Raw genomic sequence first — 25,745 nt, 5'->3', positions numbered from 1 at the left:
GCCCGATGTCAGCTCTGCCTCCATCGCCGATCACGCCGACGGTCGATTTCGAGCGCGACGGTGTCCAGCACGGCTTTCTGCGCCTGCCCTACAGCCGCGACGATTCCGCCTGGGGGTCGGTGATGATTCCGATCTGCGTCGTCCGCAACGGCAAGGGGCAGACGGCGCTGCTCACCGGGGGAAATCACGGCGACGAATATGAAGGCCCGCTGGCGCTCTACGAGCTCGCCCGCACGCTCGACCCGAAGGATGTCACCGGTACCGTCATCATCGTGCCGGCGATGAACTATCCGGCGTTCCGCGCCGGCAGCCGCACCTCGCCGATCGACAAGGGCAACATGAACCGCAGCTTTCCTGGCCGGCCGGACGGTAGCGTGACGGAAAAGATCGCCGACTATTTCCAGCGCGAATTGTTGCCGCGGGCGGACATCGTGTTCGACTTCCACTCCGGCGGAAAGACGCTGGACTTCGTGCCGTTCTGCGCCGCGCATACGCTGCTGGACAAGGAGCAGGAGGAAAAGGCCTTCGCCGCGGTCGAGGCCTTCGCGGCTCCGTTCTCGATGCGCATGACCGAGATCGATACCGTTGGCATGTATGACACCGCGGCCGAGCAGATGGGCAAGGTCTTCGTCACTACCGAGCTCGGCGGTGGCGGCACGGCCCGGGCCGAGACGGTGCGCATCGCTCGCCGTGGCATCCTCAATGTGCTTCGCCATGCCGGCATCGTTGATGGTGCTATCGAGAAAAATCGAACTCAATGGCTCGACATGCCCTCGGGGGACTGCTTTGCGTTTGCCGAGGACGAGGGCATGATCGAGACCATGATCGATCTCGGCGAGAAGGTGGAGGAAGGCCAGGTCGTGGCGCGCATCCATTCGACCGGTCGCACCGGCACCGCGCCCCAGGAGATCAAGGCCAGGATGTCAGGGCTCCTGGCCGCGCGCCATTTCCCCGGCCTGGTCAAGGCCGGCGATTGTGTTGCGGTGCTTGCCGTCGAGGTTGACTGAAGCGCGCCAGGTAGAAGCGACGCCGTAACGCCGCCAAGGCCACCTGCGTTACGGCTCGCATTCAACTGTGGAATAGGTAGGCGGCAATCGAGTCCGGCTTCATCTCGATCGAGAAGCCCGGCGCCGTCGGCGGCATGTAGGCCGCATTCTCAATGACACAGGGCTCGAGGAAATGCTCGTGCAGGTGATCGACATACTCGATCACCCGTCCATCCTTGGTGCCCGACACCGCGATATAGTCGATCATCGACAGATGCTGGACATATTCGCACAGGCCGACGCCGCCGGCATGCGGCCAGACCGGCAAGCCGAACTTGGCGGCGATCAAAAGCACGGCCAGCACCTCGTTCAGGCCGCCCATGCGGCAGGAATCGATCTGCACGACGTCGATCGCGCCGCCGGCGATGAACTGCTTGAACATGATGCGGTTCTGGCTCATCTCGCCGGTCGCAACCTTGATCGGCGCCACCGCCTTGCGGATCTTGGCATGGCCGGCGACATCGTCCGGGCTGGTCGGCTCCTCAATGAAGAAGGGCTTGGCGAAGGCAAGATCGCGCAGCCAGTCGATCGCCTGGTCGACTTCCCAGACCTGGTTCGCGTCGATCATCAGGTAACGGTCCGGACCGATCACCTCGCGGGCGATCCTGAGACGGCGGATGTCGTCGGCGCGGTCGCGGCCCACCTTCAGCTTGATGTGATTGAACCCCTCGTCGACTGCTTCCTGGCAGAGGCGCCTCAGCTTGTCGTCGGGATAGCCGAGCCAGCCGGCCGATGTGGTATAGCAGGCATAGCCTTCGCGCTGGAGGCTGGCGATGCGCTCGGCCTTGCCGGCCTCGGCCTTCCTCAGGATCTCCAGCGCTTCGGCCGGCGTGATCGCATCGGTGAGATAGCGGAAGTCGACGATGCGCACGATCTCTTCCGGGCTCATCTCGGCGACAAGGCGCCAGACCGGCTTGCCGGCTTCCTTGGCCCAAAGATCCCAGACCGCATTGACAACCGCGCCGACGGCGAGGTGCATGGCGCCCTTGTCCGGGCCGATCCAGCGCAACTGGCTGTCGCCGGTCACGTGATGCCAGAAGCGGCTGGGATCTTGCTTGACCCAGTCCAAGTCGATCCCGACAACAAGATGGCGCAGCGCCTCGATCGCCGCGCAGCAGATCTCGTTGCCGCGGCCGATGGTGAAGGTGAGCCCGTGGCCGCTAAGCCCCTCGCTATCGGTGTCGAGGATGACATAGGCGGCCGAATAATCGGGGTCCGGATTCATCGCGTCCGACCCGTCGAGGCTCTGCGACGTCGGGAAGCGCAGATCGAAGACGCGAAGATCGGTAATGCGGGTCATGCTCGGTGCCTCATCAGATCGACCAGCCGCCGTCGATATTATAGGCCTGCCCGGTGGTATAGGTGGCGCCGGCGAGATAGACGGCAAGATCGGCGATCTCCTCCGCCGTGCCCAGCCTTCCCATCGGCTGGCGGGAGATGAAGGCGGCACGGGCGGCCTCATAGTCGCCCTGCGCCCGCATGCGGCTTTCGAGCGAGGGGCTCTCCACCGTGCCGGGGCAGATCGCGTTGCAGCGAATGCCTTTGCCGACATAGTCGGCGGCGATCGACTTGGTCAGCCCGATCACGGCCGCCTTGGTCACGCCATAGGCGAAGCGGTTCGGCACGCCTTTCGGGGCGCCGGCGACCGAGGACATGTTGATGATCGCCCCATCGCCGCGCTCCAGCATGCCGGGCAGCACGGCGCGGATGGTGCGGATCATGGCGCGCACATTGAGGTTGAACGCGAAGTCGAGGTCCTCGTCCTTCATCTCCACGATCGAGCCGGAGTGGACGAAGCCGGCGCAGTTGAACAGCACATCGACGCGGCCGATTTTGGCGAAGGCGGCCTTCACGGCGTCGTCGTTCAGCACGTCGAGCTTGCGACTGACGATGCCTTTGTGGCCGCCGAGATCGGCCAGCGCCGCTTCATTGATGTCGGTGGCGTGGACGATCGCGCCAGCCTTGGCGAAAGCCAACGCGCTAGCCCGGCCGATGCCTTGCGCAGCGGCCGTTACGACCACCACCTTGCCTGTCAGATCAGCCATGTTGTTTTGTCTCCGTCTTCAGCCGAGCCGGGGGCGCCGCTCGACGATATAGATGTGATCGGCGGCCAGCACGACTTCGTCGCGCTGGTTCAAAACCTCGACGCGTTCGATGACGCGCCCGGAGTCCGGCCGCTTCGGATCGTCTTCCTTCGCGGCGATCGTCGTGCGCGTGCGGATCGTGTCGCCGATAAAGACCGGCTTGATGAAGCGCAGCCTGTCATAACCGTAGGAGAAGGCGACCGGGTTGATGACGCTCGCGGTCAGGCCGACGCCGACCGAGAACACCAGCGTGCCATGCGCGATGCGCTGGCCGAAGGGCGTCGTCTTCATGAACTCGGCGTCCATGTGGTGCGGAAAGAAATCGCCGGTGTGGCCGGCATGGACGACAAAGTCGGTCTCGGTGATGGTGCGGCCGCTGGTCAGCCGCGACGAGCCGATCTCGTAGTCGTCGAAATAGGTGACCTGTTCCATGCCGTTCCTTACGGTTTTGCGGTGAGCGGCGTCGCCGGCGCGGCGCTCGAACGATAGGCGGCTTCCACCAGTGCCATGGTGTTCCAGGCATCTTCGACGGAGCTGACCAGCTCTTTGTCTTCCCCGGAGGCGAAGCGCTGCACATTGGCCATGCGCCCGACAAAGGCGTCGGGGAACCATTCGCCGGTGAGCGGCACGCCGACCCAATCGGAGCCGCCTTTAGGATGGATTTCCAGCACGTCGGGCTCACCGCGCGGATAGTCGAGATTGAGGCCAAGCTTGACGTAGGCGGCGCCCTCGGTGCCGCAGATACGGAACTCGCAGGCCTGATGCCGCCGTCCGAACTTATGATCGTGGTTGATCGAGAGCGCGCAGCGCACCGTGTCGCCATAGTCGAGGATGGCGCTTGTCCGGGTCTGCGCTACCTTGTGATTGGGATTGCCGAGCGTCTTGGCATGCACGCCCTTCGGGTCGCCGAGAAGCTGCCGGATCAGGTCGAGATAGTGGATCGAATGCATGGCGATCTCGACACGCGGCGCCGTAAGCAGGAATTCCCAGAGCTGCCACGGCGTTGCGAGCGCCAGCCAGGCATCGAAGTCGACGACCTCGCCAAGCCAGCCCTTGGCGATCGCGTCCTTCAGCGCCAGCATCATCGGCGCAAAGCGAAGCTGGAAATTCACTGCAGCCTTGAGCTTCTTGGCGCGACAGATTTCAAGGATCTCGGTTGCCTCGCCAAGGTAGTTGCCCATCGGCTTCTGGATCAATGCGACCGCGTCGTCGGGCAGGGCCTTCAGCACCTCGGCGTGCCGGCCGGGCGGCGTTGCGAGATCGAAGATCGCATCCTTGACGGCAGCCGCTTCGTCCACCGAGCCGAATGCCGTCACGCCCCATTGTTCGGCCAGTTTCCGAGCCTTGGCCTGGTCCGGATCGTAGAGACCCACCACTGGAAAACCAGCCTTGCGATAGGCCGGGAAATGCGCATCGCCAACGATCGAGCCGGCGCCGAAGGTGACGATCGGACGCGGCTTTGCAGGCATCGGCCAGGATTGCGCCAGCGAGGCGGGATCGAAGGCATCAGTCATGGTGGAAGACTTCATCCATCGTCGCCCACCACTCGCCCTCCTGCCTTGTCGGCAAGGGTTCCTGGCATGGCATGCAGACCGACCACCATTCCTGGGTCTTCGGATCGGCGGCCATCTTGGCCATGTCGGCGGCGTAGTCGGTGCCGTGATACTCGAAATAGGAGAACAGCAGGTTCTCCGGCCGCTTGAGGTAGATCGAGTAGTTCTTGATGTTGCAGGCGGAGATCATCTCGAGCACGTCCGGCCAGACGGTGGCGTGCAGGCGCACATATTCCTCGACCTTTTCCGGCTTCAGGCCAAGCACCATGCCCATTCGCTGCATTCTCAGTTCCTCCGCTCCGTGACGGTGACGCTGAATTCGACGACGCTCAGCGCCTTGATCGCATCGAAATCCCAGTCGATGCCGAGGCCCGGCTCGTCCGGCGCCAGGGCGTGGCCGTTTTCGATCAACATCTTCTTGCCCGTCAACTCATCCAGCTGCGGAATATATTCCACATATTTGCCGTTCGGCACCGCGCAGGCCAGGCTGACATGCAGTTCCATCAGGAAATGCGGGCAGATCGGCATGTCGAAGGCTTCCGCCATATGCGCCACCTTCAGCCAGGGCGTGATGCCGCCGATGCGGCCGACATCGACCTGGACGATGCTGCAGCCGCCCTTCTGCATATATTCGCGGAAATGGCGGATCGAATAGAGCGACTCGCCGACGGCGATAGGCGTCGCCGTCGAATTCGATAGCCGCACATGGCCGTCTATGTCGTCGGCCGGCAGCGGCTCCTCCATCCAGGCGAGATCGAGATCGCGCAGCCGCTCGGCGCGCCGGATGGCTTCGTCGACGGTAAAACCCTGGTTGCAGTCGGTCATGATCTCATAGCCGTCGCCGACCGCCTTGCGCACGGCCGACAACCGGGCAAAATCCTCGGCGCCGTGCGGCTTGCCGATCTTGACCTTCGAGCCGGTAAAGCCTTTCGCCTTGGCGGCCAGCGCATCTTCGACAAGCGCTTCAGTCTCGATGTGCAGCCAGCCGCCTTCGGTGGTGTAAAGCGGACAGCGGTCCTTGGCGCCGCCGGCGAGCTTCCAGAGCGGCAGCTTCTGCTTCTTCGCCCGAAGGTCCCAGAGCGCAGTGTCGATGGCGGCGAGCGCGATGGCCGTGATAGCGCCGATGGTGGTGGCGTGCGTGGCGAATTCGAGATCGTGCCAGATCGCCTCGATCCGGTCGGCATCCTCACCGATCAGGCGCGGCGCGAGGTGGTCGGCCAGAAGCCGCATCACCGAAGAGCCGCCGGTGCCGATCGTGTAGCTGTAGCCGATGCCGACCGCCCCGTCGACGTCGGTGATGGTGACGATCGGCGTCTCCTGGCTGACGAAACTCTGGATGGCGTCGGTGCGCTTCACCTTCGGCACCAGATCAACCATTGCAAGCTCGACTTTCTCGATCTTCGCCATCGTCAGGCCCTCAAGGATTTGCCGGTTTCCGCGGAAAAGAGATGCGCCTGCGACAGGTCGAAGCTCATCGCCACGCGATCGCCCGCCCGCAATGGCCTCGGGTTCAGCATCCGCGAAACCCAGTCGCGGCGGTCGAATTCGGCGAACACCAGCGTCTCGTTGCCGAGCGGCTCGGTCACCGTCACCGGCAGCTCGATCTCGTGGACGTCAGCGGCATCGCCCGAATGCAGGCCGTGGCCCACGGGGTAGAGGTCATCGGGACGCAGGCCGAACACTACCTTGTCGCCGGCGTTCACCTTGGCCTTGAAGCGGCCGGGCAGCGGCAGGCTCTGTCCGCCGGAAAAGACGATCTTGCCGTCGTCCACGGTCGCCTCCTGCAGGTTCATCGGCGGCGAGCCGATGAAGCCCGCCACGAAGCGTGTCGCCGGCCGCTGGAAGACCTCGTCCGGCGTGCCGACCTGCTCGATGTTGCCGTCGCGCATGATGACGATGCGGTCGGCGAGCGTCATCGCCTCGACCTGGTCGTGGGTAACGTAGATAACCGTGGACTTCACCTTGGCGTGCAGCTTCTTGATCTCGGTGCGCATCTGCGTGCGCAGCTTGGCGTCGAGATTGCTGAGCGGCTCGTCGAACAGGAAGACGTCCGGATCGCGCACGATGGCGCGGCCCATGGCGACGCGCTGGCGCTGGCCGCCGGAAAGCTGGGAGGGGCGGCGCTCGAGCAGCGCGTCGAGGCCGAGAATGGCCGAGGCCTCGGCCACGCGACGGTCCATCTCTTCCTTGGGCGCGCCGGCGATCTTCAGCGAGAAGCCGAGATTTTCGCGGACCGTCATGTGCGGATAAAGCGCGTAGGATTGGAACACCATCGAGATGTTGCGCGAACGCGGCGGCAGATCGTTGACGATGCGGTCGCCGATCTCGATCGTGCCGCCGGAGATGTCTTCCAGCCCGGCGATCATGCGCAGCGTGGTCGACTTGCCGCAGCCGGACGGCCCGACTAGCGCGATGAATTCGCGGTCGGCGACATCGAGATCGATGCCGTGCACGATCTCCATATTGCCGTAATGCTTGGTCAGTTTCTTGAGCGAGACAATCGCCATCGGATCAACCTTTCACCGCGCCGGAAGTCAGGCCCCCGACGAGGTGTTTCTGGACGATGAAGGTAAGGAGCAGCGCCGGGATGATCATCACCACCGCCAGCGCGCACATGCCGCGCCAGTCGATGGTGAATTCGGCGGTGTAGTCGAGCAGCCCGACGGGGAGCGTCTTGGAATTGATCGAGCGCGTCAGCTGCGAGGCGAGCGCGAATTCGTTCCAGGAGGTAAGGAAGGCGAAGATGCCGGCCGACGCGATGCCTGGCCCGGCGAGTGGAAACTCGACCTGCCAGAAGGCCTGCCAGCGCGTGCAGCCGTCGATTTGCGCGGCCTCGGCGAGATCCTTCGGCACCTGGCGGAAGAAGCCGTCGATCAGCCAGATGGTGAACGGCACATTGAGCGCGACATAGGCGAGGATCAGGCCGAAATGCGTGTCGATGATGTCGAGCCGCGCATAGATGAAAAACAGCGGCAGCGACAGCGCGATGCCAGGCACGGTGCGGGTCAGCATAAGGCCGAGGAACATCGCCGACTTGCCACGAAACCGGTAGCGCGCGAAAGCGTAGCCGCCGGCCATGCCGATCGCGATGGCAATGACGGTCGAGGTCACCGAGATGATCAGGGAATTGCGGAAATAGTCGAAGACGGGGATGCCGCCCTTGCCGACACCGCTGAACATGGCGACATAGGCATCGAGCGAGACCTGCTGCGGGATCCAGACCGGCGGCTTGGCCAGGATCTCGACCGTCGGCCGTAGCGAGGACAGCACGATCCAGATGCCGGGCAGGCAGATCAAAAGCATGGCGAGGAACAGGCCGACGCGGTGGGCGACGACGCCGGCGCGGCGCTGCAGACGGGCGGATGCGTTGGCGTCCATCCTCACCACTCCGCGCCGATCTGGGTCCGCGCCGCTGCGAGCTTCTTGAAGAAATAGACGGTGAAGACGATCGACAGCAGGATCGAAAAATAGGCCATCGCATTGGCCACGCCCATGCGCGCGTCACTGTATGCGGTGCGCGCAACCAGCGTCCACAACAGTTCCGTGCGACCGGCCGGGCCGCCATCGGTCATGATCTTGACGATGTCGTAGGCGCGCGCAACGTCGAGCGAGCGGATGGTCATGGCGATATAGGCGAAGGGCATGATGAAGGGCCAGGTCACATAGCGGAAGGTTTGCCACGGCGTGCAGCCGTCGACGCGCGCCGCTTCGACCGGCTCCTTCGGCATGGCGAGCAGGCCGGCGAGGATCAGGATCGCGAAGATCGAGGTCGACGACCAGATCTCCGCGACTGAAATGGCGATGAAGGCGAGATGGCCTTCGATCAGCCAGGGGATGGCGTCCCGCGTGATGCCTAGCGACTGCAGCGCGTTGTTCACCAGGCCGATGTTGTCGTTGAACATGAACTTGAACTGGAAGCCGACCAGGATCGGCGAGAACATCATCGGGAACATCATGATGGTGCGCAGCAGCCGCTGGCCGCGGCTCGCCTTCTCGACCAGCAACGCGAGGCCGAGACCGAGTAGCATTTCGAGATTGAGCGCGATGGTGAGCAGGAGCACGGTGCGGCCGAAGGCCCACCAGAAATTCGCGTCGGACAGAATGTTGCGATAGTTGCGCAGGCCGATGAAGGTGAAGAAGGTTTCCGGCCGCGTCAGCCTGAACGGCGTGAAGCTCGAATAGAATGACAGGCAGAGCGGCACGACCACCACGGCCGCCAGAACGAGGACGGCCGGCAGCAGAAGAAGCGTTGGCGCGGAAAGCCGCTTGGCCCTCATGCAAAGTCCCAAAATTGTTTGCACGGCCGGCGATCCAATCGCAGGGCGGCCGCCTCGGTCAAAGCGGCGCCGGTCGCGAAGACCGGCGCCGCTGGGAGGATAGTCCTTAGAGCTTGCCGGCGTCCTCGAGGATCTGCGTCGCCTTGGCGGCAGCGTCGTCGAGCGCCTGCTTGGAGGTCTTGTCGCCGAGGATGGCTGCCTGAAGTTCGGGATAGACCGCGTTGGAGATCTCGATCCATTCCGGCGTCTGCGGCACCGGGAAGGCGTTCTTGGCGGCTTCCTGGAAGGCCTGCAGCACTTCGGTTTTGTAAGGATCGGACTTGGCCTGCTCGAGGTCCCATTCCCACACCTTGGTGCGGGTGGGCAGCGGGCCGGCCGCGGCTTCCAGCTTCTGGCTATCCTCGTTGGTCAGCCACCAGACGAGGGAGGCGGCGGCCTCCTTGTTGGCGCAGCTTTCGGTCACCGAGAAGCCATGCGCGCCGGACCAGCCCGAGCGCTTGCCGGATGAGCCCTTCGGCTGCACCTTGACGCCGACATTGCCGGCGACCTTGGACGACTTCGGGTCGTTGAAGAAGCCAGCCCAGCCCGGCCAGTCGAGGTTGAGCGCCACCGTGCCGGACGCGAACCCCTGGCCGAGATCGTCCCACAAATAGTTGGTCGTGCCGGCGGGCACAGCCTTAGCCTTGTAGAGCTTGACGAACCAGTCGAGCGCCTTGACGCCGGCCTCGGAGTTGAAGGCCGGCTTACCATCCTTGTCGAGATATTCGCCGCCGTCGGCGATCAGCATCTCGTAGAAGCGGCCGTTGATCGCCTCTTCCTTGCCGGCATATTGCGTGCCGTAGAAGTCGGGCGGGCTGGCGAAGAATTCCGCCTGCTGAGCCATCTCGTCGAAGGTGTCCGGCGGGGCGAGCTCCTCGCCGTATTTCTCCTTGTAGGCCTTCTTCTTGGCTTCGTCCTGGTAGAGGCTCTTCTGGTAGTAGAGCGCCGAGACGTCGAACTGCGCGCGCGGCAGCATTACCAGCTTGCCGTCGAGCGTGCCGGCAGCGATGTTGGCCGGGACGAAAGCGTCGATCTCCTCCTTCGGCAGCAGCTTGGCGAGGTCGGTGTAGATGCCCGGATATTGCGGGGCGAACGAGGTGTGGTTGGAGCCGACGCACCAGGTGATCGAGTTGGAGGCGATGTCTGACTTGATCTCCTTGTCGAGATCGAAGTGGTTCTTCTTGGAGATGACGTTGACCTTGGCGCCGGTCGCCTTCTCCCACTCGCCGATGCGCGCGTAGAGTTTTTCGTATTGCTGGCCGCCGATCAGCTTGGCGTCGATCGTGACGCCGGTGAACTTGCCCGGCAGGTCGGCCGCAAAGACCGCACCCGATGCCATGAGCAATGCGCCGGCGGCGACGCCGGAAAGCAGTCTGTTCATGAATATCCTCCCTGGAACGGCCGCAGGCCGTCATGGCTGAAGCTCCATGCTTCATTCATATGCAAACAAATTATTCATAAGTCGTCAAGCCGAAACTTCTTCCCTATGAAGGCTGTCTTGCGTATATGAAGATCACAATTCACCCAGAGGGCATCGGGTGCAGGACGACGAGGAAGACCGCTATCGCGCGCCGGCACTGGACAAGGGGCTGGACATTCTGGAACTGCTCGCCAGCGTCGATGGCGGCCTGACCCAGGCCGAGATCGCCAAGCGGCTCGACCGCAGCCCGAACGAATTTTACCGGATGCTCGACCGTCTGGTGAAACGCGGCTACGTCACCCGGCCAGACGGCGACCGCTATTCGCTGACTCTGAAGCTGTTCGGGCTTGGCCAGCTGCATGCACCGGTGCGCAGGCTGGTCTCCTACGCCACCTCGATCATGCGCGAGCTGGCCGAGACCTCCTGGCAGGCAAACCAGCTCGTCGTGTTCGACCGTGGCAGCGCCGTGGTCATTGCCCAGCAGGAAGCGCCGCGATACTGGGGCATCTCGATCCGCGTCGGCTCGCATATCAGCCTGTTCGACACCGGCTCGGGACATGTGCTGCTGGCCTTCCGCTCGCCGGAAGAGCGCGAGATGATGATCGCCGAGCATTTGCGCAGCAACGAGGAGATGAAGTTGTCGCCCGACTTCTTCGCCCGCCTTGACCAGGTGCGCGATCGTGGCTACGAGATGATGGCTTCGCTGCAGACCGCCGGCGTCTACAATCTGTCGGCGCCGGTGCTCGGTTCCGACGGGCACGGCATCGCCGCGCTCACCATACCCTATATCACTCTGGTCAACGCGCCGGCAGCGCCCGATATCACCAGGACCATCACGCTGCTCCAGGCAGCAGCGGCCCGCCTGTCGCAACTCGCCGGGTCGGATGTCAGGTCAAAGGAATAATTCTTATTTGAATGGCGAATTCTCCGGTGAGATAATCGAGTCCATGTCTGAAGCATGTCGTTTGCGCAAAAGCCGCTGCGCAATTCGGGCCACGTGGATAGCGCGACAAGGGAGGAAGCCATGATCGTCGATACCCACCTGCATCTCATCGACAGGGCGGCGCTACGCTATCCATGGCTCTCCGGCGTGCCGGCCCTCGACCGCGATTTTTCCCACGACGAATACGCCACCGAGGCGCGCCGCGCGGGCATAGAATTGGCGCTCCATATGGAGGTCGACGTCCACCCGGCAGATATCGAGGCTGAGACAGCCCTTGTCGAAGGACTGTCGAAGAAGCCGGGCAGCCTGGTGCGGGGCGCGATCGTGTCGTGCCGGCCGGAAGAACCTGGCTTCGCCGCCTGGCTGGACAAGGTGAAGGCCGATCCATTTGTCAAAGGATTCCGCCGCGTGCTGCATGTCGTGCCCGACGACGTCTCCGAGGGCGCCCTGTTCCGCGAGAACATCAGGCGCATCGCCGGCAGCGGGCTGACCTTCGATCTTTGCGTCCTGCCGCAACAGATGAGCCAAGCGATCGCGCTGGTCGATCTGGCGCCAGACGTGCAATTCGTCCTCGATCATTGCGGCGTGCCCGACATCCGGGGCAAGGCCGAGCATCCCTGGCGCGAGCAGATCGCCGAGATCGCCCGGCGCCCCAATGTCGTCGGCAAGATCTCCGGCGTCGTCGCCTATGCCGATCCGGCGAGCTGGACCGTCGAGACCCTGCGGCGTTATGTCGAGCACACGATCGGCAGCTTCGGCTGGGATCGCGTCGTGTGGGGCAGCGACTGGCCGGTCTGCACGCTCGGTGGCGGGCTGCTCGGCTGGGTAGCGGCGACGCACGCGCTCCTTGCCGGGGCGAGCGAAACCGAGCGCGCGAAACTGCTCTCCGGCAACGCGAAGAAGCTCTGGCGGCTGTGAGCCGCAAGGCCGATGCCCGACTGTATTAGCCGGGCGCCGCGAAGCTCTGCCGGAACAGGCGATTGATGTCGGCGACGACGCGGGGGGCGTCCTGCCGGCCGGCAAGACCCTCGTTGAGGCGATCGGACGCCGCCTGCTGAAACGCCATGTAGCCGTCGTGGCGCGGGCGCACCCAGGCGCCTTCCAGCGTCGCCCGCGTGCCGCGGTAGAAGTCGCCCGTCGCGGCATTGACGGCTTCGTCCTCCCAGGCGGCGGCATGGCCGGGCTGGCCGCCGGCGGCGGCATAGAGGCCGCGCTGCACGTCGCCGCTGGCGATCCAGTAGGCGAAGTCGATCGCTTCCTCGCCGGCAGCGGAAAAGGCCGAGACGGCGATGCCGGTGCCGCCGAGCGCGGAGCCGACCGGGCCGTTGCCGCCCACAGTCGGCATGTCGCAAAAGAAGAGCCGGTTCGGCCGGAAGCCTGCAGTGGCATAGGGCACGTAGCCATAGATCAGCGGCGCGCAGGCGATGCGCGAGCCGGCCTCGGCCATCTTTTCGAACACCGCAATCGGATCCATCGTCAGGCACTCGGGATCGAGGAGTGCCGCGATCTCACGCAGCATTTCGAAGACGGTCTCGCCGGTATCGGGATCGATCAGATCGCTCGGGCTTTCGACTGCACATGGCCGGCCGAGATCGGCGGCAAGCGTGAAGAAGCACATCAGCGAGTGCGGCGGCCTGAGCGGCAAGAGCACGCGGCCCCGCTGGGCAAGCTCCAGCACTTCGGTCCAGATCTTCGGCGCGGCGTCTATCAAATCGGGTCGCCAGGCCTGCACCTGCGTCGCGGCGTCGATCGGAAAGGCCCATTGCCGGTCCTGCCAAGTGTAGCTCGGATAGGACCGGCCGACGCTTGCCTTCGCCAGCGCTTCGCGCTCCGCCTCGCGGCCGGGCACGTCGAGCGGGGCCAGGCACTTCTCGGCGGTGATCTGGCCGACATGCGGATGATCGATGACGATCAGGTCGTAGGCGCGGGCGAGTTCTTCGACAGAGAAGGACTCGAAGTCCTGCAGCGAGCGCTTCTCCCACTCGATAGAGACGCCGGTCTTTTCCCGCCAAAGCCGGGAGCAGGCGACCATCGGATCATAGCCGCGCGGATGGTTCCAGGTCATGCCCTTGAGTGTCGTCACAGGCCGAACTCCTTGCGGATTTTTTCGCTGTGCTCGCCGACGCGCGGCGCCGCATGCTCGACTTTGGCACGCATGCCGTCGATCCTGAGCGGTGACCGGGTGGTGTCGATCGAAACACCGTCCTCGCGCGTCACGGTCTGCAGCAGGTCGAGCGCCTTGAAGCCGTCGCTTTCCAGCACCTCTTTCCAGTTCAGCACCTTCGCGCACCAGATGTCGGCGGGCTCGAGGATCGCCAGCCATTCGTCGACCGACTTCTGCGCGATGCGCTGCGCGATGATCGCCTTGATCTCGTCGCGCGCCGTGAACCAGGTCGCCGGCTGGTCGCGATAGGGCGCCAGCGCCTCGATCTCGAGCAGGTCGGCGAGCTTCGGGATCGGCGTCATGGCGATCGCCAGGAAGCCGTCCTTGGCCGGATAGACTCCGTAGGGCGCCGCCAGATAGGCGTGGGCGCTATGGAACGACGAACGGCGCGGCAGCCGCCGGCCGTCATTGAGATGCGTCGTCAGCACCTCGAACTGGAGGTCGATCAGCGCTTCGAAGAGGCTGGTCTCGATATGGCCGCCCGCGCCGGTGGTGCCGCGCCGGACCAGTGCTGCAAGGATGCCTTGCGCACAGGCGGCGCCGGCCAGCATGTCGGCGATTGCCAGGCCGAACGGCACCGGACCCTGATCTTCGTCGCCGTTCAGCCACATGACGCCGGAGCGCGCCTGGGCAAGCAGGTCCTGACCCGGACGCTTTACCCACGGGCCTTCCTCGCCATAGCCGCTGATCGAGGCGTAGACCAGGCGCGGATTGAGCGTCCGCACATGCTCGTAATCGAGGCCGAGCCGCTCGATGACGCCGGGCCGGAAGTTCTGGATCAGCACGTCGGCCTTGGCGAGCAGCCCGCGCAGCGCTTTAAGGTCATCCTCGTTCTTCAGATCGATCGCAAAGCTTTCCTTGGCACGGTTGATGGCGTGGAAGATGGTGGAATCACCACCGATCTCGGTGTCGCTGAGATAGAGCCGGCGCGACAGGTCGCCACCATCGGGCCGCTCGATCTTGATGACGCGGGCACCGAGGTCGAGGAGCCTCAGCGAGCAGTAAGGTCCCGACAGGAACTGGCTCATGTCGACGACGACAAGGCCGGACAGCGGCAGGTCGGCGGCCATCATTGCTTCTCCGTCTTGCCGGCGAAGTCGGCCGGGTCCTTGTATTTCACCGTCTGCAGATGCTCGCAGTAGAGCACCAGCTCGCCTTCGCCCTTGAACACTTCATAGCTGGCGCGGATCAGCCCCATTTCCTTGTAGCGGGGCTTCTTTTCCATGTTGGTGCGGATCGAATAGATGGTGTCGCCGATGAAGACCGGCTTTATGAAGCGGAGCTTGTCATAGCCGTAGGAAAAGGCATTGACGCAGTTGGTGGCGACTAGACCGAGCCCGGCCGAGAAAACGAACGCGCCCGCCACGAGGCGCTTGCCGAAGATACCTTCGCGCTCGGCGAACATCTGGTCCTGCACATAAGGGTGGATGTCGAGCACCAGGGTGTTGAAGAGATGACTGTCGCCTTCGGCCATAGTGCGCCGGAGCGAGCGGATTTTCTGGCCGATTGGCCAATCTTCATAGAACCAGTTTTCGGCATTCCATACCGGCAGCAAGGCGTGATCGGGCGGCATGTCGGCAGGGCAGGTCGAAGCGACGCCGACGGTGGGCGGGAAGCTGGTCATTGCGCTGTTCGTCCGCTCCGGGAGAATGGCCGCACCGCTCCGGCAAGCCGGAGTCGGACGCGATCGATCCTCCAAATCTTCTTTTGTGAATACTATATTCACATATGAGATTTGCGCACAAGCCGGTCAGGTGAAATTTTGCCTGCACGATCGAACTCGGAGTTGCCTTGGATGCAGCAGGCACAGCGCCAGGCGCGGCTACTTCCGGCAGTTGCCAGCGGACTTCCGGGTCACGGCGAACGCCGCTGTGCCGGCCGGGATGGCGAGGCGCTTCTGCCAGGAAGGACCGCCACCGGCCCGAATCATACAAAACCAATGATTGTTTTAGTCAATTCTACAATTGTAACCCGCCTAAGGGTAATGCGACGATCAATTGTAGGCGGAGGAGCACTGCACGATCCCGTCAAATCCGGCCAATAAAATTAGCTTCGATAGCGGTGTAATTCGTTAGTAATCGATCGTCAGGATAACCCGGACCTCGACATATTTGGTGCCTTTTTCTTGAGTCGATTATGGCGGTTCTCGGCGCATTCCCTCCCGGTATCGGTTGCCGGCCCTTCGACGAGAGGGATTGGGGAGGCGTGGCGGATTGCCTGCACCGGGGGTTTCCGGAGCGCAGCAGGAGCTATTGGATAGAAGCGCTGACCCGCCTGGCGCAGCGGCCAGCGGTCGTCGATTTTCCGCGATATGGGTTCGTCCTGGAGAAGTCGGGCCGGATCGTCGGCGCGGTGCTTACGCTCTATGCCAAGCACAGAAGCCTGGAAGGCGATGAAATCCGCTGCAATCTCTCGAGCTGGTCCGTGGACGCGGAATTCCGGCCCTATGCCAGCCGGATGATCGCGACGGTTACCCTGCGCAAGGATGTGGTCTACACCAATATTTCTCCATCGCCCGGGACAGTGAGGCTCAACAAAGCCTTCGGTTTTCGCCTGTTTTCCGGCGGACAGATCGCCTTCTTGCCCATTCTGAATGGTATGCCGCGTCCGGACCGGGTGTTGGAAGCCCATGCGGACCTCGCCGAAATGGCTGAACTCACCGACAACGAAAGATACATATTGCTCGAGCACGCCGCGTTGGGCTGTCTTTCGCTGATCTGCGTCTGCGACGGTCTGGCGTTGCCGCTTGTGCTGAAGCCGCGCCGGATATTGCATGGGCTCGTGTCGTGCTGCCAGGTCGTCTACTGCCGATCCCACGCGGATCTGGTCAGGTGCGCCGGGGTCGTAGGCCGCTTTCTCCTGCGGCGCGGACAGCTGCTTTGCCTCGTCGATGCGATGGGCCCGGTTCCCGGTCTGTCCGGCAGGTATTTTCCGAACAAGGGGATCAAGTATTTCAAGGGTCCGAAATCGCCTTCTCCGGGAGACCTGACGTTCACCGAAATGGTGCTGTTCGGTTCCTGAACGAAATCGTGAAGCCGGTCTGGAGCCCAGCCGATCCGAAGTCAGTCCGCCGCTTCGGCTCTTGCCGCCATGCGCCAGCGTGTTCCCTGCGAGACGCCCACGAGCAGCAGACAGAAGGCGAGGGCAAGAGGGGAGTAGAAAGCCTCCTCCTGTAATACGGCATTGGCCGAAATGGTGACGATGCCGACAAAGCCGAACAGGAAATCCGGGTCGCCGGTCTGGATAAGCTGCCGTCGCAATGCCACGGCCAGCGCCGCCAGGAAGCCGAAGAAGACGAGGCTCCCCACGCCCATCTGGTAAAGCATGACACCGACCGCGCTCTCGACCGGCACGGAGGCGGCGCCTTCGGCCTGGGCGGTTTGCCAGTTGAGATTGATGCTGGTGCTCGACAGGTTGCCGCCGAGACCCAAGCCCTGGCCGAGCGGATCGGCCAGGAAATCGCGCATGCCGGCAATCAGACCGAGGACGTGATAGTCGCCATGGGTGGCGCCATAGCCGATCGCCGCCGTCGTCCAGACCACGGCCAGGGCCATCGCGGCCATGAGCGCCAGACCGGCGCGGGAGGGACTGTAGATTAGCCGCACGGCAATTGCGACGAAAAGCATGAAGGTCGCGCCCTTGGAGCCGATGACGAGCAGCAGCGGCAGAGCCGCGAGAGGCAGCACCCATCGTCCTTTGAAGAGCAGCCAGGCCGAAATGATGCTTAAGGCGTAAGCATAGCTGATCGGATGGAAGTTCGGGCCGCCGATACGGAAGACGCTTGGCAGGATGTCGTTGAACAGGGGCGTGTTGAAGAAGGTCGTGGTCATCACGTCTTCGATCCCACGGTAAACGAAACCGGTTTCCTGAAGCGCTTTTTCCCACACGCCGGTCTCGACCTGCCGCGAGATGCTGCGCTCGACATATTGGTCGCCGTGGAACAGTCCGAGGAAATCCATGGTGAAGGTCAGTTCCGCATAGCCATAGACGATCGCGCCGGCGCCGAGCCACAGCATGCTCTTGCGCAGATCGACGGGATAAAGGCTGGCGGCGAGGACCGCGACGTGGAAGCAGGCGAGCGGCGTGATCGTGTTGCGGAAATAGACGACCGCGTCCTTGGGGTCGCCATGCACGACGCCGAGAGCGAAATAGAAACAAATCGTTCCGCACAGGACCATGCTCAGCAGCAGCCACGGGCGCAACTCGGTCAGCGCGCGGACGCGGTACTGAAATGAGGCGGCCAGGAAAATGCCGAACGCTGTCATCAGGATGATGAAGTTGGTGCCGCGCAGCGCGTCGAACGTGTCGTTGTCGGGAATGTAGGGGGTGAACCAGGCGACCACGAGGTTCTGAAAGAGAAAGGCGCAGATGATCAGCACCGGAACGCCCGCCGGCATCGCGTTCGAAACGATCAGCGTCAGCACGAATGTTGCGGCAATCCCGAACGGCGTCCACACGGCAAATGCGGAGACGGCGAGCGCAACGACAAGCAAGGCCGTGCCGACATGCAGCAAGGTTTCGGGCGTATCCCTGCCCGGCAAACCCAGTCTGACGGGCGAAGAGACCTGCATCGTGCTCATCGCTGATCCGCTCCGCTCGTCACTTGTCCCAGCAAGCGTAGATGGCGCCTGTCGTCCATTTCCGGCCTAACCTCCAAGGAGCGCGGCAATCATCGAGCCGTCGAAGCCCTCGACGCTCTGCCTGCTCCTGATGAAGCCGAAGCCCTGATCGAGCTCCCAATAGGTCCATGCCACATGGTTCGCTTCAGCCGCCTTGCGCACGGCGCGCACCCAGGAGGCGCGGCTTTCGGCATCCACGCAGAAGTTGAGCACACCGAATTCGTTCAGCATGACCGGGCAGCCGTTGGTGGTGGACCAGCGCGCCAGATCGGCAAAATCGGAGCCGATCCGCGCGGCCGTCCAAGGCGCCGACAATTCCTCTTCAACGAGGCTGGCGGCTTCTTCGTCGCCGGCCGACCGCAGTTTGGAAATAAGCCGGCTCACCTGGGCCATTCCCTTGCTTGCGGGAAAGGGCAGGTCCGCGATGCGGGCGAGCGGCGAGGCATCCCAGGTCTCGCACTGGTGGGTGAAGGCCAAGGGGGCGTAATAGTGAACGGCGGCAATCTGGTTGTCGTCGGCGAGCGGCGGCGCGTCGGCGATTTCCCAGATGCCCTGAAACCGTGCCGGTCCCCAGACCAGCGTGTGGCGCGGACATTTCGCCCGCAGCGCCGCGGCGATCCGTTCCCGCAGCGCCAGCCAGGCGCTCCGTTCCATCGGTGGCTCGTTCAGCAGCTCGGGATAGACCCACTCCGCAGGCAGATCGGCAACGACGGCACGCAACGCCGTCCAGGCCTGAAGCACTCTTCCTGCAGCCGCCTCGGGATCGTTTCGAAAAACTCCTACAAGCTCGCCAGAAGGATGCATGTCGAGGAGGACCGAAAAGCCCAGCCCGACAAGATCCCTGATCCCGTTCTGGATGCGGCGAAGCGTTGCCGGGTCGCCGCTGGAGACGAGATCGCCGTTGACCGGCAGCCGGATCGTTTCGAAGCCTGATTGGCGCAGCTTCTCAAGCGTGGCCGTGGCGGGAGCAAGCCCATCGTTTCGGTCGAGCCATCCGGGAAGGTTGAAGCCGCGCGACGGAACTTGGCCGGCCGTCGCGAGCGCAGCGGATTGCGGCAGAGGGGAGGCGGCGAAAACGGCTCCGGCGGCAAAGGCCAGCGCCTGTCGCCTCGACACCTTGGGCGGCGATGTCATCGATGCACCGCCTCCACGGTCTAGCCCGGAACGGTGGCGCTGCGGCGCTGCTCGCCGGCCGCTCGCGGACTGTCGATCGCCGTGGCTGGCCGCGCGCTTTCCGCCGCGACGACAAGAGTGGCACTGCGGCCGATCTGGCCGGCACCGAATTTTTGCGCGAGCAGCCTGGCGGCTTCCGAAGGCTGCTCGGAGGGGCTGAGCGCCAGAAGCGCAAGATCGGCTTTGGCGAAGAGCTCCGGATTCCAGCCGTTCTCATTGAGCGAGGGCGCGATCACGACGACGAAATCGAACGCGCTCCCGGCTTCGGCCAGAATGCCACGGAACGAGTTGCGATCGGCAACGCCAGGACTTTTTTCCGCCACTGAGCTGCACACGACAGTCTGCAGACCGGTCGCGCCATCGATGAACAAACCGGCTCCGTCTGTCGTCGCGCTGGACAGACGATCGCCAATTTCCACCATCAGCACGTTCTGATCGGCTCGTTGCATTCCGATGCCCAGCATCGCGCCCGCAATCCTTGCCTCGAAACTGCTGTGGATCGAAGACACGAGGATGACGAACGGTTTGCCGTGGTCGTTCAGGTGCAAGACCATCTGCCGCATGATCTTCAGGACGGCGAGCGACAGCGTTTCGTTTCCGGTCTGGAAGAGCTGTTTCCTGATCGCCTTGATGTTTGAGTAGGCGGTCCCACCGGCGACGCCGGGCAGACGGTACTCGCCGAAATTGGCTGGCATCGGCAATGGCCGGGGGCTGACCGGCGCGCTGTCCTTACGGTCCACGACCGGCTCCGGCACGGCCGCCTTCGGCGCCTGCGGGTCCTCTTGCGGCTGCGGGACCGGACCAAGCGCCAGAGCGAGGCCGCATCCGGCGAGGAGCCCCAGAACGGCGCTCACCAAGAGAAGCAGGACCGGCTTCGGCCATGTCGGCTGGACAGGCGGCGAAGCCACGCCGATCTTGCGCGCTTCGGAAGTCTGCACGCCCTGCATCTGCGACGTTTCCTGTGCACGCTTGAGATAGTCGTCGAGCACGGCGCGCGCCGCCTGGGCTTTCGATTCCAGCTGCCGCAGCTGTACCTGCGCGATGTTCGAGTTCGTCGACTGTTGGCGCAGGGCTTCGAGCTTGTCCTGCAGCTTGCCGACATTCTGCACGGCGAGATCATAGCTGGCCTTCAACTGCTGCCTTATGCGATCCGCCTCGGCGGACATCAGCCGCTTCAACCGCTCCAGCTCGGACTGCAGCCGCCCGATGGTCGGGTGGCGCGGCCCGTACATGGTTTGCAGGCTGGCAAGCTCGGTGGCGCGCTGGTTGTAGTCGTCGCGCAATTTGATGGCCGAGGTGGAGGTAAGAATATCCGCAAGCTTGGCGAGCCCGGCCGGCGAACTGCCCGCAGCCAGCGCCTGATTGTAGCGGTCCTTGGCCTGGTCGGCGTCGCCCTGGGCGGCGATCAGCTGCGTCGTCAGCTGATCGAGCTGCGACTGCAGCGTGCCGCCGTCCGTCGAATTGACGATATTGTGTTTCGTCTTGAAGTCTTCGACCGTCCGCTCGGCGTCGCTGACGTCCTTTTGCAGGCCGGAGATCCTGTCCGTGAGCAGCGTATTCACGTCGCTGTTGGCGCTCTCGCGTTCTCCCACCAGGCCTGCCCGGTACTGATCGACGATGGCATTGGCGATGCGCGCGGCCTTTTCCGGCGACGGCGACGTGAAGCTGACATTGATGACGTAGGTCAGCCCTTCGCGCTCGACAGAAACCTTGCTCTGGAAGCGCTTGAAGGCGGCGTCCTGCGGCGCGCTGGCGCCGGCTCCGAACAGACGTGAAGCAAGGCCGCCGCCGGCGAATTCCGGATCGCTGTCGAGCTTCTGGCTTTTGAAGACGGCGCCGAGCAGGTCTGGCGACAGGATGACGAAGACTTGGCTGGCGATAGCGGCGCTGTCGGAGCCGATCCCCGGAAGCACGTTGTTGAAATTGGTCGCGCGCGTGTCGCGGGGGTCGATCAGTATCGAGGCCGTTGCGGTATAGCTTGGTTTGGTCACCGCAAGATAGGAGAGCGCCAGCAGCACTGCCGCGCCGGCGATGGCAAGCACCATCACGCGTCGCGTCCAAAGGATGGCCCACACTGCACCTATGTCGAACAACGGCGTAAGAGTGCGCTCGTCGATACTGGCTGGCTTCATCGATTTTCCTCGTCGAGAGCCGCGACTTCACGACCTCACTCGTCTCCACAGTATTAAGGATTATCGTTAGCCATCCGTTAAGCTTGGCGGCGTGACGATGCGCTCGGCGCTGGCGATGCCGGTAACCATGCGAAGCGTTCGCGCTGGCGCGGTTGCGGCATTTTGCTTATGCAGGATCGGGTTTTGAGCGTCGTCGTAGGTGCGGGTAGCCCATCGCCGATCGTCTCAGGAGGCGAGGTTGAAGGACACTAAAGGGAACCGCGAGGCCGCCCCCGGGGCAGGGGCCAGCCCGGCGACCGACATGCGCATGTCGGTCACGGCGCTTGCCAAGAGCGGCGCCGTGGCCGGCATCATCAAGCTTGCCAGCGCGGGCCTGTCCTTCCTGATGTTCGTGGCCGTGGCGATGGTGACGAACGAACGCGAGTTCGGTCTTTACAGCGCTACCTATGCCGGCGCGAGCCTGGTTTCCTTCTTCGCTTCGGTGGGCCAGCAGAGCACCGTGCTCAGGTTCTGGCCTCAATATGCCGGGCTGGGCGATCTCGGCTCGGCTCACGGGCTGATGGCGCGTGCCATTCTCGTGGCGCTGGCCGGGCTTGTCGGCACCAGCCTGCTCATCATCGTGGTGGGATTCCTGCCCTTCGTCGGCAGGGGAACGCCGGAATGGCTGCCGCTATGCGTGGCGGCGGCGGTGCTGTCGTTCTCGCTCGGCTGGTCGGAGTTTACCTCGGGCGCCTTCCGGGCCAAGAACGCGCTGATATCGGGCCTGCTGCCGCGGGACATCATTTGGCGCGCGGCGACAATCGCCGCCGTTGCGGCGCTGCACTTCATGCAAGTGAAGATCGATGCGATCGCGGCGACATATCTGACGGCGCTGCTGCTCATCCTGTCGGTCGTCCCGCAAACAATTGTGCTGTTGCGCGACACGGCGCGGGCAGATCGCGGTGGTCTCACGGAAGGGCAAAAGCAGGAATTCAAGACGGTGACGCTTGGCCTGTGGGGCGTCACCTCGCTGCCGCCCGCGCTCGGCCAGGTCAGCACCCTGCTCGTGGCGATGATCCTGGGGCCAGAGGCGGCAGGCGCGATCTTCGTGGCGGACCGGACCACGCGCTTCGTGACCCTTGCCCTCAACGGCATCAACCAGGCGCTGGCGCCGCAGATATCGGCGGCCTTCTACAGCGGCGACAGGGCTCACGTGCAGCGCATCACCAGCCTCGCCGCGCTTGGCGGCTCGGCCATTGCGCTGTGCGTGCTGGCGTCCTTCTGGATATTCGGCGACTTCATCCTGTCCATCTTCAATCCGGCCTATGCGACGCCGACCATGAGGGCGACGCTCGTCATCTTCGGCATCGGGGCGACGTTCGGCACCGCTTGCGGCCCGATCGAAGTCCTGTTGCAGTTGACGGGTCTGCAGCATGCGCTCTTCAAGGTGCTGGTCATCGTCAACGTTGTCGGACTTTGCGTGACGGCCGTGGCAACTTACTACCTCGGGTCCATAGGAGCGGCCCTCAGCATTGCCGGAACCGTCATCGCATGGACGGCTTTCGGGGTATTGATCGCCCGGCGCAGAATCGGCATCAACCCGTCGATCCTCGGCTTGTCCCTGGACAGGATCGGGCTGGTGCCTCATGCCCTCCTGAAGGGGCGCACGTGAAGATCGTCCAAGTGCAGACCCAGGCGGAAGCAGCGGGGGCGCAGCGCATCTCCGACATGGTGGGCGAGGGCTTGCGGGCGCGCGGGCACGAGGTGCGCACCGTCTTCATGTACCGCAAGACCGAAGCCTATGACCGCGATCCCAATGTGGATTTCGTCCTGACGGACAGACCGCGCGGATTGCCCGGGCAGATCCGGGCGACCGTCGGCTTGGCGCGATATCTGCGCGCGGCACGCCCCGACGCAGTCATCACTTACCAACACTATGGCAATATCTTCGGCACGATCGGCGCTCGGCTGGCCGGCGTCAGGCACATCGTCGCAAACCAAAGCGGCGCCCCGCAAAGCATGGGCGTCATGGGGCTGCTCTCCCAAATCGACAAGCTGATGGGCACGGTCGGCCTTTACCAGGCGAATGTCGTCAATTCCGGCTGGACTCAAGCGCAGTTCGATCGCTATCCGCGCTCCTATCGGCGGCGCATGCGTCGCATCGATCACGGCGTACCCGCGCCGGGCGAGGAATTCGACAAGGCAGCGGCGCGCGCCGCCTTCGGCCTGCCGCAGGACGTTTGGCTGGCCGTATCATCGGGCCGACTGACGCGGATGAAGAACCAGATCGCGCTTGTCGGCGCGCTCGATCGACTGCCCGACGTCCATCTCGCGCTGGCAGGCGCGGGGCCGGAGCGCGAAGCGCTCGTCGCCTTTGCCGAAAGCCGCGGCGTTGCCGACCGCCTGCATCTCGTGGGCGAGGTTCCGCCGACGCGCATCTTCGAATTCCTCGCGGCCGGGGATGCCTATGCGTTTGCCTCGATGACGGAGACCTTCGGCCTCGCCTGCGTCGAAGCAGCCATTTCCGGGCTGCCGGTTGTGGCCAGCAACCTCGACGTCTTGCGCGAGGTGCTGACCGCGGAGGACGGCTCTCCCGCCGCACTCTTCGTCGAGGCCGACGCTGCCGGCATGGCCAGGGGCCTTGGCGATCTGTTTGCGCGGCCGGAAGCCAAGGCCAGGCTTTCAGAGGCGGGACGGCGGCTGCGGGATAAGTATTCGCCGGCCAGGATGTGCGCGGGCTACGAGGCGCTACTGCTTGCCTGACCGCTTGCGCACGGCGGCGATCCCGTCGATCACTTCCAGGCGCCCGGCCCGATTGAGTGTGTGGATTTTCGGATAAGGAAAGTCGCCAGCCGCATCGATCGGCCGCGGCGGCGACAGCCGCACCGTCTGCTGGTTGAGCTCCAGCAGCTTCGACAGGCCCAGCCCGCCGCCATAGCCCAGCGTTCCGTCCTGGACCGGAAGAAGCACGCGGCCGTCGCGATTGCGCACGAAGGCTCCGCCGGGGCGGGCCATGCGGTGGTCGATCAGGATCGGGTTCGCCGGATGCGGCCGCCACGGACCGGCAAGCGCGGGGGCGGAGAAAATCACCAGCGTGTCGGAAGTGCTTCCATGGCCGTCACGATCCGTGGCGAACAGCCAGAGCATGCCTTCATGCTCGAACAAGGTGGCATCGGAAATCTCGCCTTCGACCAGCACGGTCTCGGCAAGCCAGCTGTCCGGGAAGCCCGACGCGCGGTAGAGTGTGAGCTTGCCGCCGGCGCTCGCCTCCGGCAGCATCCAGATCGCGCCGTCGCGCTCGAATACCTGCGGGTAGGAGAGGTGGTGAGCCTCCTCCAGCACGACCCGAGGCTCGCCAGGAACGCCATCCGCGTCGAACGGGACAACGGAAATGACCGCCTTTCCGGTCGCGTGCGGATAGTCCTCGACGAACACAAAGGGCTGACCCTGCCACCAGAAGGGGAACGGGTCGGCATAGAAATGATCGCCCGGGTCCGGCAGCACCGACCAGCCGGTGCCGAGCTTGCCGGTATCGGCGACGCCCAGGGCATCGGTAAAGCGATAGCCGACACGCCAATGCGCGTGGCGGAAGCGCGCGCGCCGAAGCGCTTCCCGGCCGAGCCGCGGCAGCGCCGCGCCGAGATAGGCGGATGTGAACCCGCCTCGCTCGCCACGACCATGGATTTCAGCCACGGCCTCTCGTGGCAGCCGGTCCGCCGCGAACGCGCGGGTGACCGACTGAACCAGAGTAATGGCGCGGGCGAACACGTCCTCGGTGCCGAGTGCGGTGGATTCCCGCTTGTCGACCATGGGCCGCGCCTGGCCGACTACCGTCTTCCTGTCGAGCACGGCCTCGATCACCGGGAGCCTGCCGGCCGCGACGGCGATTGCAGCCGACAGATCGGCGCTGGATCCGTCGAAGCGAAGGCCGATGGTGGGGACATTCGACAAGGCCGCATCGCCGGCAAGATCGAGCCTCAGCGCGGCGGGGCGCCCGCCGGGCCGTGCCGGGATTGCTTGCAGCGCGGAGCCGAGAAGGGGTCCGCGCCGGCGGAAAAGACGTTGCTCGAACTGGAAGGCGGCTTTTGCCGCTGCCGGCCAGGTCGCCGGCCCGGGCTGATGCGCCACCGCGACATCGTGGCCGTCCGCCTCCAGCCGCTCTATGGCGAGCCGCTGCCAATGGCGGGGCGCCGATTGCGGAACGATGACCTCGATCGCCAGCATGTCTTGGGCGGCTATGTCCTGCTCGGATTTCCATCAATGAGGAACGAGAGACTGGCCGAAAATACTTACATCGGCGTTACACGCAAAACCGG

23 protein-coding genes are annotated in these 25,745 nt (G+C 64.1%); 6 read left to right on the top strand and 17 right to left on the bottom strand.

Features of this window, described 5'->3' with window-relative positions:
- Positions 1-5 precede the first annotated feature (5 nt).
- The gene (gene doeB, locus P9230_RS07405; RefSeq protein WP_127215511.1) at positions 6-1,007 is read left to right on the top strand and encodes a N(2)-acetyl-L-2,4-diaminobutanoate deacetylase DoeB; all 1,002 of its coding nucleotides are present in this window, start codon (positions 6-8) and stop codon (positions 1,005-1,007) included.
- Positions 1,008-1,068: 61 nt separating this feature from the next.
- On the opposite strand, the gene P9230_RS07400 is transcribed toward doeB, so the two are convergent.
- The 10 genes from P9230_RS07400 to P9230_RS07355 all read right to left on the bottom strand — a co-directional run bounded on the left by P9230_RS07400 (position 1,069) and on the right by P9230_RS07355 (position 10,380).
- Positions 1,069-2,346, bottom strand: coding sequence for an L-fuconate dehydratase (locus tag P9230_RS07400; RefSeq protein ID WP_278118122.1), 1,278 nt, complete (start codon positions 2,344-2,346; stop codon positions 1,069-1,071).
- Positions 2,347-2,359: 13 nt separating this feature from the next.
- A complete protein-coding gene (locus tag P9230_RS07395) occupies positions 2,360-3,091 on the bottom strand; it encodes an SDR family oxidoreductase (protein WP_278118120.1) in 732 nt (243 codons plus the stop codon).
- An 18-nt stretch (positions 3,092-3,109) separates the two neighbouring features.
- Positions 3,110-3,562: a MaoC/PaaZ C-terminal domain-containing protein gene (locus P9230_RS07390; protein WP_095777210.1), complete on the bottom strand. Its 453-nt coding sequence runs from the start codon at positions 3,560-3,562 to the stop codon at positions 3,110-3,112.
- A gap of 8 nt (positions 3,563-3,570) precedes the next feature.
- Complete coding sequence (locus tag P9230_RS07385; RefSeq protein WP_278054071.1) at positions 3,571-4,644, bottom strand: Gfo/Idh/MocA family oxidoreductase; 1,074 nt, start codon at positions 4,642-4,644, stop codon at positions 3,571-3,573.
- A complete protein-coding gene (locus P9230_RS07380; RefSeq protein ID WP_278053754.1) occupies positions 4,637-4,966 on the bottom strand; it encodes an L-rhamnose mutarotase in 330 nt (109 codons plus the stop codon). The genes P9230_RS07385 and P9230_RS07380 overlap by 8 nt, the downstream gene beginning before the upstream one ends.
- A 2-nt stretch (positions 4,967-4,968) precedes the next feature.
- Entirely contained in the window at positions 4,969-6,090 is a 1,122-nt protein-coding gene (locus P9230_RS07375; RefSeq protein WP_278118118.1) for a mandelate racemase/muconate lactonizing enzyme family protein, read from the bottom strand.
- A gap of 2 nt (positions 6,091-6,092) precedes the next feature.
- The gene (gene ugpC / locus P9230_RS07370) at positions 6,093-7,190 is read right to left on the bottom strand and encodes a sn-glycerol-3-phosphate ABC transporter ATP-binding protein UgpC (RefSeq protein WP_278118116.1); all 1,098 of its coding nucleotides are present in this window, start codon (positions 7,188-7,190) and stop codon (positions 6,093-6,095) included.
- Between the two features lie 4 nt (positions 7,191-7,194).
- A complete protein-coding gene (locus tag P9230_RS07365) occupies positions 7,195-8,061 on the bottom strand; it encodes a carbohydrate ABC transporter permease (protein WP_278118114.1) in 867 nt (288 codons plus the stop codon).
- Positions 8,062-8,063: 2 nt separating this feature from the next.
- Positions 8,064-8,960: a sugar ABC transporter permease gene (locus tag P9230_RS07360; protein ID WP_278054618.1), complete on the bottom strand. Its 897-nt coding sequence runs from the start codon at positions 8,958-8,960 to the stop codon at positions 8,064-8,066.
- Between the two features lie 106 nt (positions 8,961-9,066).
- Positions 9,067-10,380 carry a sugar ABC transporter substrate-binding protein gene (locus P9230_RS07355; RefSeq protein ID WP_278118112.1) on the bottom strand — a complete coding sequence of 438 codons (1,314 nt, stop codon included), beginning with the start codon at positions 10,378-10,380 and terminating at the stop codon, positions 9,067-9,069.
- Positions 10,381-10,537: 157 nt separating this feature from the next.
- Between P9230_RS07355 and P9230_RS07350 the strand changes: the two genes are divergently transcribed.
- Positions 10,538-11,323 carry an IclR family transcriptional regulator gene (locus P9230_RS07350; RefSeq protein WP_095781194.1) on the top strand — a complete coding sequence of 262 codons (786 nt, stop codon included), beginning with the start codon at positions 10,538-10,540 and terminating at the stop codon, positions 11,321-11,323.
- A gap of 120 nt (positions 11,324-11,443) precedes the next feature.
- The gene (locus P9230_RS07345) at positions 11,444-12,280 is read left to right on the top strand and encodes an amidohydrolase (RefSeq protein WP_278118111.1); all 837 of its coding nucleotides are present in this window, start codon (positions 11,444-11,446) and stop codon (positions 12,278-12,280) included.
- 25 nt (positions 12,281-12,305) lie between these two features.
- Here P9230_RS07345 and P9230_RS07340 read toward each other — a convergent pair whose 3' ends face one another.
- The 3 genes from P9230_RS07340 to P9230_RS07330 are packed head-to-tail and all read right to left on the bottom strand — an operon-like array spanning position 12,306 to position 15,150.
- Positions 12,306-13,427, bottom strand: a complete 1,122-nt coding sequence (locus P9230_RS07340) for an extracellular solute-binding protein (RefSeq protein ID WP_067327085.1) — start codon at positions 13,425-13,427, stop codon at positions 12,306-12,308.
- Between the two features lie 14 nt (positions 13,428-13,441).
- The gene (locus P9230_RS07335) at positions 13,442-14,599 is read right to left on the bottom strand and encodes a CaiB/BaiF CoA-transferase family protein (protein WP_278118109.1); all 1,158 of its coding nucleotides are present in this window, start codon (positions 14,597-14,599) and stop codon (positions 13,442-13,444) included.
- The gene (locus tag P9230_RS07330) at positions 14,596-15,150 is read right to left on the bottom strand and encodes a MaoC family dehydratase (RefSeq protein ID WP_127215205.1); all 555 of its coding nucleotides are present in this window, start codon (positions 15,148-15,150) and stop codon (positions 14,596-14,598) included. Before P9230_RS07330 ends, P9230_RS07335 begins: the two co-directional genes overlap by 4 nt.
- Positions 15,151-15,662: 512 nt before the next feature.
- Here P9230_RS07330 and P9230_RS07325 point away from each other — a divergent pair.
- On the top strand, positions 15,663-16,547 hold the full coding sequence (locus P9230_RS07325; protein WP_278118107.1) for a hypothetical protein: 885 nt from the start codon (positions 15,663-15,665) through the stop codon (positions 16,545-16,547).
- A 41-nt stretch (positions 16,548-16,588) separates the two neighbouring features.
- Here the strand turns inward: P9230_RS07325 and P9230_RS07320 are convergent, their stop codons facing one another.
- The 3 genes from P9230_RS07320 to P9230_RS07310 form a co-directional block, all read right to left on the bottom strand.
- Complete coding sequence (locus tag P9230_RS07320; RefSeq protein WP_278118105.1) at positions 16,589-18,106, bottom strand: hypothetical protein; 1,518 nt, start codon at positions 18,104-18,106, stop codon at positions 16,589-16,591.
- 66 nt (positions 18,107-18,172) lie between these two features.
- Positions 18,173-19,279 carry a cellulase family glycosylhydrolase gene (locus P9230_RS07315; protein ID WP_278118103.1) on the bottom strand — a complete coding sequence of 369 codons (1,107 nt, stop codon included), beginning with the start codon at positions 19,277-19,279 and terminating at the stop codon, positions 18,173-18,175.
- 20 nt (positions 19,280-19,299) lie between these two features.
- Positions 19,300-21,450: a GumC family protein gene (locus P9230_RS07310; protein WP_278118101.1), complete on the bottom strand. Its 2,151-nt coding sequence runs from the start codon at positions 21,448-21,450 to the stop codon at positions 19,300-19,302.
- Positions 21,451-21,688: 238 nt separating this feature from the next.
- Between P9230_RS07310 and P9230_RS07305 the strand changes: the two genes are divergently transcribed.
- Positions 21,689-23,101 (top strand): lipopolysaccharide biosynthesis protein, encoded by a 1,413-nt coding sequence (locus P9230_RS07305; protein WP_067326253.1) that lies wholly within the window; start codon positions 21,689-21,691, stop codon positions 23,099-23,101.
- Positions 23,098-24,192, top strand: a complete 1,095-nt coding sequence (locus P9230_RS07300) for a glycosyltransferase family 4 protein (RefSeq protein ID WP_278118099.1) — start codon at positions 23,098-23,100, stop codon at positions 24,190-24,192. The genes P9230_RS07305 and P9230_RS07300 overlap by 4 nt, the downstream gene beginning before the upstream one ends.
- Here the strand turns inward: P9230_RS07300 and P9230_RS07295 are convergent.
- On the bottom strand, positions 24,178-25,653 hold the full coding sequence (locus tag P9230_RS07295) for a hypothetical protein (protein ID WP_067326258.1): 1,476 nt from the start codon (positions 25,651-25,653) through the stop codon (positions 24,178-24,180). The genes P9230_RS07300 and P9230_RS07295 overlap by 15 nt on opposite strands.
- Between the last annotated feature and the right edge of the window lie 92 nt (positions 25,654-25,745).

It is taken from the genome of Mesorhizobium sp. WSM4887, from assembly GCF_029625865.1.
Classification (GTDB): Bacteria; Pseudomonadota; Alphaproteobacteria; order Rhizobiales; family Rhizobiaceae; genus Mesorhizobium.
Note: the sequence above shows the minus strand (reverse complement) of the source record. Positions and strands in the feature narration are given on the sequence as shown.